This is a genomic window from Bacillus xiamenensis (assembly GCF_000300535.1).
GTDB lineage: Bacteria > Bacillota > Bacilli > Bacillales > Bacillaceae > Bacillus > Bacillus xiamenensis.
On the sequence record NZ_AMSH01000002.1, the window covers coordinates 142,821 to 149,336 of the forward strand.

A 6,516-nucleotide genomic window follows, 5' to 3' on the forward strand; every position below is an offset into this window, starting at 1 on the left:
CCTTATCCCAATCCAAGCAGCTTCATGATCGCCTTCTTTGCTTCAGCGTTTTCCGACATATCTACAATTAAGTCCATCGGGAAATAAAGTTTATGATCGGTTCTTCGTTTACCGGAAATGGCATCAACTATATCTGACTGTCTCGACAGTTCTTTAATATGACCACTTTGCGTCAAGAGGTGGATTGGCAGCCGTTCTTCTTCTTCGCCCGGTCTATAGAAGTCATAAGGCAAATCAGAGGAAGAGTCGACCACTAAATAATAGTCAGGATCAATTCCTGCCTCTTTGAACAAGGCGGTCAGCTTGAAATATTTCGTCATTTCTTCGTTTGGATTAAACTCTGTATATTGGAATAATCGGCGGTTCATAAAACGGCGGCACAAATCAGCCAGCACGTGATCTTCTTCGTCTTCCCACGCCTGAAAATAAAATAAGACAATGGATTCATCCAGCTTAATATAGTCCTCTGTGGTGACATTCCCTTCAAAAATCGAATAAAAATGAACAGGGGCATGTGTAAATATATAGCCCGTTTCATGCAGCTCTTTTGCACGATGGAGGATTTTTGTTAAAATGACTTCCGCACTGCGTGTCACTGGGTGGAAATAGACTTGCCAGTACATTTGATAGCGGCTCATAATATAATCCTCAACAGCATGCATCCCGCTCTGCTTCATCACAATTTGATCTTCTCTTGGACGCATCACACGCAAAATACGTTCCATATCAAAGTGGCCATAGCTGACGCCTGTATAGTAGGCATCACGCTGCAAGTAGTCCATTCGGTCGGCATCAATTTGACTTGAGATCAAACTGACCACCTGTTTGTTTTGATAGGTTTTGGCAATGACTTCTGCTACATGCTTCGGAAAATCATCACTGACCCGGCGAAGCACTTCATTTACTTCTGTTTGCCCTAAAATGATATCTCTTGTAAACGATTCATGATCTAGATGGAAGACCTTTTCAAAGGAATGAGAAAACGGACCATGTCCAAGGTCATGAAGCAAGGCTGCACTGAGTACAAGTTCGCGCTCCCCTTCATCCCATTCTGGTCTTCCTTTAAACACATCATCCACAATCCGTCTCACAATCTCGTATACACCAAGCGAATGGTTAAAACGGCTGTGTTCTGCCCCATGAAACGTCAAGTAAGTGGTTCCTAGCTGTTTAATTCGTCGCAGGCGCTGAAACTCTCTTGTTCCGATTAAATCCCATATTAATGCGTCCCGTACGTGAACATAGCGGTGTACAGGATCTTTAAATACCTTTTCTTCAGATAATTTCCCTTTTGGATACGCCATCGTTTCGTCCCTCTTTTTTAAGACGTATTTCTATTATATCGGGTAACTTTTCCCGAAAACATCCTTGAATTTGCTGGTGAATGTGTTCTCGAAGATTGAGTGGACGTAAAAAGCCCGACCTGACAGGGACGGACCTCTTTTTAGGTCGACTGAACACATTCAGTGACATTTATTTGACTTTTTTTTGAACCTTTTCGAGTAACTCATCTTCTGTTGGTGCAGATAATGGGCGATTGTTCACAAACGCAAAGGCCTTTTTTCTTCCTGGACCGCAATACGATTGACAGCCGATCTCAATTTTTGCATCAGGGTCAACCGATTTGAGTCGAGGCAATAACGTCTTTAGGTTCGTCGCATCACAATCGTCACATACGCGAAACTCATTAGCCATGGTCTTACGCTTCCTTTCAATGATGATACTTTATTCTATATGAAACAGTTGGACAACCAAGAGTGAATAATATACCACCCAACATTGTACATCGAAGCGTCTGGACTTGCAAGACGCATTGTCAGCGCAAAGACTCATTCACATAAAAGCTAGTATTTCCCACTATCCTTTTAGCAAACTTGTATAAACCTTCTGGAACTTGGCTAATCTAATACCATCAAATCATATGGGGGTTTAAACACATGTCAAAACAAAGACAAGATGCTTGGTCAGAGGAAAATGATCTCCTCTTGGCAGAAACCGTCTTACGTCACGTCAGAGAGGGCAGTACACAGCTGAATGCGTTTGAAGAAGTTGGAGACAAGCTGAACCGCACTTCAGCGGCATGCGGATTTAGATGGAATGCTGTCGTCAGGCATCAATATGAAAAAGCGTTGGCACTTGCCAAAAAACAGCGAAAACAACGCATGCGCGCACTCGGCAATGGACAGCCTGCGAAAAAACGCTTACTCTATCAGCCACAAGTAGAAGAAACAGTCCCGCAGGAGGAATTCTCTCAGGAGCTGGAACCAGCGCAGGAAGAAACGTTCGCACCTGCTGCCGAAACAGCAGAACAGCTTCAGTTTGTGGATCAAAGCTACAATGAAGAGTTAGCTAGTTTATCACACCTATTATCCCAGGCTTCTCACGTTGTAGAGAAGAAGCCAGAAACCAATCCATTTCAGCAGCGTCAGGAGTTAACAATGGAGGATATCATTGATTTCTTACGCCGCTATGAAGGGAATGGACAGCAATCCTCTGCCTTACGGATGGAAAACAGCCGGTTAAAACGAGAAAACAATGAACTGACACATAAAATCTCGCAGCTAGAAGCTGAAGTGAAAAAGCTTGAAAAGGACCAGCTCACGATTCAAGAAGATTATGAAACACTCGTCAAAATCATGAACCGTGCAAGAAAACTAGTTTTGTTTGAAGAAGACGACAATTCCGCACCAACCTTTAAAATGGACCGTAACGGCAACCTTGAAAAAATGGCAGAATAACAAAAAGTGCTCCCCACCTGCGGGAAGCACTTTTTTAAATATCCAAAAATAGCATCACACTAAAAAGAACATTGATTAAAAACACGAACATAAAAATAAACCTGACTTGCCTCACCTGAAAACCACCAAAGATAAACATATAAAGCCCTGCGACACCAAGCGTCAGTACAGGCTGAAGAAACGGCACGAAAAGCGAAATGCCGTAGCCGGCTCCTATGATGACAGGAAGCCATAGTAAATAGAGGTAACTGCCGTTTTGGGATTTCACCCGAATCCTTCCTTTCTATTAGGCTGATCACATAAACCAATTTATTTCCACAATGTATCTAACTGATTTGAATAAAATTCAATCGCCTTTCGATAACTTAAAATATCAGGATCGTTTGTCGTCTCAGTTAAACAGTTCAGCAAAATCTCCATCGCTTTGTGATGTTCATTCAAATTATACAAAGTCATGGCATAAAACGTGTGAATGGCTTTGTTTTTCGGATAAGCTTCCATCGCGTTTAGGAATATCTGTTTTGACTTTTCATATTCTCCTAAGGTTCTGTATGTACTTCCTAACCCTAGAAAAGCATCTTCTCGTTCTTCTGAAGACAACCCTAGCTCGATAGCCTTTTCATAAAAAAAGACAGCTTGTTTTTCCTTTCCTAATACATCATAACTCCATGCACATTGATAGTGAATGGAGGCATGGTCTGGATACTCTTCCACAAGACGGGTGAGCATGTCATTGGATTCTTGAAGATGTCCACTTTCTCGAAGTTCAATGGCGTTCAAAAGTTTTGTTTCCATTACTTCACCCCTATGTTTTTCAAGACGGAAGGAATGATGTGCTTACGAAAACACCTTCTTATTCCGCTCAATCATCCGCGTCATGTTTTTCTCAAACTCCAGCTGCTCCTCGTTGGTGAGTCCTGAAGCTGTTAATTGTTCGCTCAGTTTTTGAAGTTCTTCCAGTAAAAGCCTCATGAGAAGCGGACAGTCAATTGGTTGTCCTATTAATTCTGATAGAGATGCCATTGTATCAGGCTGTATATCAGGAAATACCGCCTTGACCTCTTGTCGTTTATCCTTTAACGCCGCCTCATAAAAACGGCGAATCACATCCGCACGATCACGACCACTTCCATCTGCACACAAATAAATTTGCACAGCGACCCCTCCGCGTAATCTGCGCTGAGAAATGCCTGCAAATTTCTTTCCATTGATGCTTAAATCGTAACTGCCCGGACAGTAAGAGCCGACAATTTCATAGGCTTCGATCTCCACTTCATACATCGCCAGCATTCGGCGGATCAATTCCACCATTGCATCATATCCTCGGTCAATATCAATACCCTTCTTTTGTTCCGCGAAGATTAAAGACACATTCAGTACACCTTCATCCAGCACCACAGCAAGACCGCCTGAATTGCGCACAATGACGCGATACCCCTCTTCCTCAAGGAGTTTCACACCATCTTCAAGAAATGGAAGTCTTGTATCCTGAATCCCAAGAACAATCGTATTGTGATGCACCCAAGAACGGGCAGTCGCTGGTGAAAGCCCCTTCCCAACCGATGCACAAAGCGTATCATCCATCGCAAAAGATTGCTTCGGGTCTACATAAAGACCCAGGCTCGACTGATCTATGATTCGCCATGTCGGCTGTGTCAGTAACTCAATAGGTTCATTTTTCATCTCCCGCATATCCTCTCGTTCATAAACTGTGTTTATTATAACATGGAAGGAACATGGGATGAATGGAGGGGTGCATGCAAAAAAGCTCTATGAACCTAGACGTCACAGAGCTTTTCAGCAAGATGTTTTCTTGCCTTTCACGAAGACATTCACAGTGACGAACAACATGACAGGACGTACCACAACGACGGGACCGACAGCGGTTTTATGGATGGATTACACTTCTAAGATACAGCCGTCACTTACCCAGCTTAACAAGTCTTCAGCCACCAATTCCGCATGCTGAGGGTCCATCACACCGGCATCGACGATCCACACTGTTTTCTCACCTTCTCCCTGCCGCATGAGAATTACTCGCCCGCCGCCATCGTCGCCAATGGCTACAAAGCCGCTGGCATATTGCTGAACCTCCCACGTTGCATTGCGTTCCACCATGTCCTTAGTTCCGTATAGAAGCAGGTCGCCTCCAATGGAACATCCATTTGATTGTTTTAGTAAGACCTTATAAGCATGGGGCAGCAGCATGTTTAGCTGGGATTCTGCCTCTTTGATATGTTTGTCACTTGCTGGTTTGTTCATATGCAGATTTGGAATTTGAGAAAAATTCATCATGTTGGAAAGCCTCCTAAAGGGTTGAACTAGCGTTTATTCAGCTGATTTTGTCATGATCCTTTTATACACCCTCAGGAGCACTTTTAATAGAAAATAGAAAATGATGACATCAATTATAAAACCAAAAAATAGAAATTCAACACCATAATTTGAATGCAGGACGAGCCAATCAATGGGAAAACCTCGATAATTTGAACCGGCATGTGGGACATAAACCCCTTTCATAAAAGCTGTCCCAATGACAAGAAGAACACTGATGCTTAATAGCCAATTGACTGTTTTTTTGTTTTTGTGTTGTTTATGTTCCATATGCATTCCTTTCCCTGTTTGACTACCTACTACAAAACTTGATATTTCCTTATTCCTCTAGATATCATACCAATTTTACCACTTTCTAGAACAATAGGCAGCAATTCTATCTATGGCAACAGTTCTTTATTTATTTGGCATACAAAGTGATATTATTTCGCATAAAGTAGTTGATTAAAATAAAGTAAAAAACCTTGAAAAGCAAGTAATAGCCATTCAAGGTCTATTGATTTTCATTATTTATTCCGATTAAGTCTAATCCTCAATTAAATCTAGATAATATTCATTATTATTGAGAAACTTTTTGAAAAAATCCTCTAACGATTCAGCTATTTGAGTATCAAAATAATATACTGGGTTATTAACTAATTTTAAATCTAATGAAATATAAACACCTTCGTTTACTTCAAAAAAAATAAGTTTATTTTCATCATCAAAAAGTTCATCTAAATCTGGATCAAATTCAAAAACACCTTCTCTTAATCTAATATCTGCTACTGTCCCTGGTCCCATAATTCTATTTATTGAGTTAGCACTTTGACCTTTAATAAAACCATAGCCAATTTCTAAATATAACTGTCTTAAATCATTTGGAAAACTTATATCCATTCTTTGTTCAGCTTTTAAAATATCATCTTCAGATACCTTATAAGTTTTATTTTCTAGTTCATTAATAAATTTAAAATTAGCCATATTCTATTTTACCTCCTTGGAAATAGTTTACCTGATGGAGCTCCCTTTCCATGTATCCCTGATTGATGTTCGTTAGGATATTTAGCCGGATGAATATTCCACCACTCATGAGCGCCACCAAAGTTGTTCTCTATGATATGATGAGCATCATACGGTTGACCAACCCTCCGAGCAACCTCTCCATTCTTATCAAGTACTTCTTCTGTATATCTTGGCCACTTTTGTTTGGTTTTTTCTTCCCACTCTGCAATTAATTTATCTTTCAAGCTTGATGTAAATTTGCTTCTATGCTTAGCAGTCTCTTTTGGTGTCAATTTTTCATAGTTTTTGTTTCTTAAGGCTTCTTTAATCAGATGAATTTGATCTTTATTAACCTTACGTCCAGTTTTAGCCTCTATATCCCTAAGATAAGCTTTTGCTAAATCTTTATTAAGTTCACCCGCACCCTTACCCGTCTTCTCAACCCTCTTCACCACATTCT

General features: G+C 40.8%; 9 protein-coding genes and 1 pseudogene. 1 reads left to right on the forward strand and 9 read right to left on the reverse strand.

Translation table 11 applies throughout. The features are described 5' to 3' along the window. Positions 1-2: 2 nt before the first annotated feature. Together BA1_RS01815 and BA1_RS01820 are read right to left on the reverse strand one after the other, a co-directional pair. Positions 3-1,304, reverse strand: a complete 1,302-nt coding sequence (locus tag BA1_RS01815; RefSeq protein ID WP_008355085.1) for an HD domain-containing protein — start codon at positions 1,302-1,304, stop codon at positions 3-5. 169 nt (positions 1,305-1,473) lie between these two features. Beyond that, positions 1,474-1,695: a YuzB family protein gene (locus BA1_RS01820; protein WP_003215259.1), complete on the reverse strand. Its 222-nt coding sequence runs from the start codon at positions 1,693-1,695 to the stop codon at positions 1,474-1,476. A gap of 242 nt (positions 1,696-1,937) precedes the next feature. On the opposite strand from BA1_RS01820, the gene BA1_RS01825 reads away from it, so the two are divergent. Next, positions 1,938-2,738 carry an RsfA family transcriptional regulator gene (locus BA1_RS01825; RefSeq protein ID WP_008355088.1) on the forward strand — a complete coding sequence of 267 codons (801 nt, stop codon included), beginning with the start codon at positions 1,938-1,940 and terminating at the stop codon, positions 2,736-2,738. A 34-nt stretch (positions 2,739-2,772) separates the two neighbouring features. Here BA1_RS01825 and BA1_RS01830 read toward each other — a convergent pair whose 3' ends face one another. From BA1_RS01830 to BA1_RS19150, 7 genes and pseudogenes are all read right to left on the reverse strand, one after another. Further along, on the reverse strand, positions 2,773-3,006 hold the full coding sequence (locus tag BA1_RS01830; protein WP_008355090.1) for a DUF5970 family protein: 234 nt from the start codon (positions 3,004-3,006) through the stop codon (positions 2,773-2,775). A gap of 41 nt (positions 3,007-3,047) precedes the next feature. Next, positions 3,048-3,533 carry a tetratricopeptide repeat protein gene (locus BA1_RS01835; protein ID WP_008355092.1) on the reverse strand — a complete coding sequence of 162 codons (486 nt, stop codon included), beginning with the start codon at positions 3,531-3,533 and terminating at the stop codon, positions 3,048-3,050. A 42-nt stretch (positions 3,534-3,575) separates the two neighbouring features. Then, complete coding sequence (lipL, locus tag BA1_RS01840; protein WP_008355094.1) at positions 3,576-4,421, reverse strand: octanoyl-[GcvH]:protein N-octanoyltransferase; 846 nt, start codon at positions 4,419-4,421, stop codon at positions 3,576-3,578. A gap of 216 nt (positions 4,422-4,637) precedes the next feature. Continuing rightward, positions 4,638-5,033, reverse strand: coding sequence for an SMI1/KNR4 family protein (locus BA1_RS01845; protein ID WP_008355097.1), 396 nt, complete (start codon positions 5,031-5,033; stop codon positions 4,638-4,640). Between the two features lie 33 nt (positions 5,034-5,066). Next, positions 5,067-5,342, reverse strand: coding sequence for a hypothetical protein (locus tag BA1_RS01850; RefSeq protein WP_008355099.1), 276 nt, complete (start codon positions 5,340-5,342; stop codon positions 5,067-5,069). Between the two features lie 255 nt (positions 5,343-5,597). After that, positions 5,598-6,035 carry an SMI1/KNR4 family protein gene (locus BA1_RS01855; RefSeq protein ID WP_008355101.1) on the reverse strand — a complete coding sequence of 146 codons (438 nt, stop codon included), beginning with the start codon at positions 6,033-6,035 and terminating at the stop codon, positions 5,598-5,600. 8 nt (positions 6,036-6,043) lie between these two features. Next, a pseudogene (locus BA1_RS19150) lies at positions 6,044-6,516 on the reverse strand (T7SS effector LXG polymorphic toxin); the annotation flags it as partial.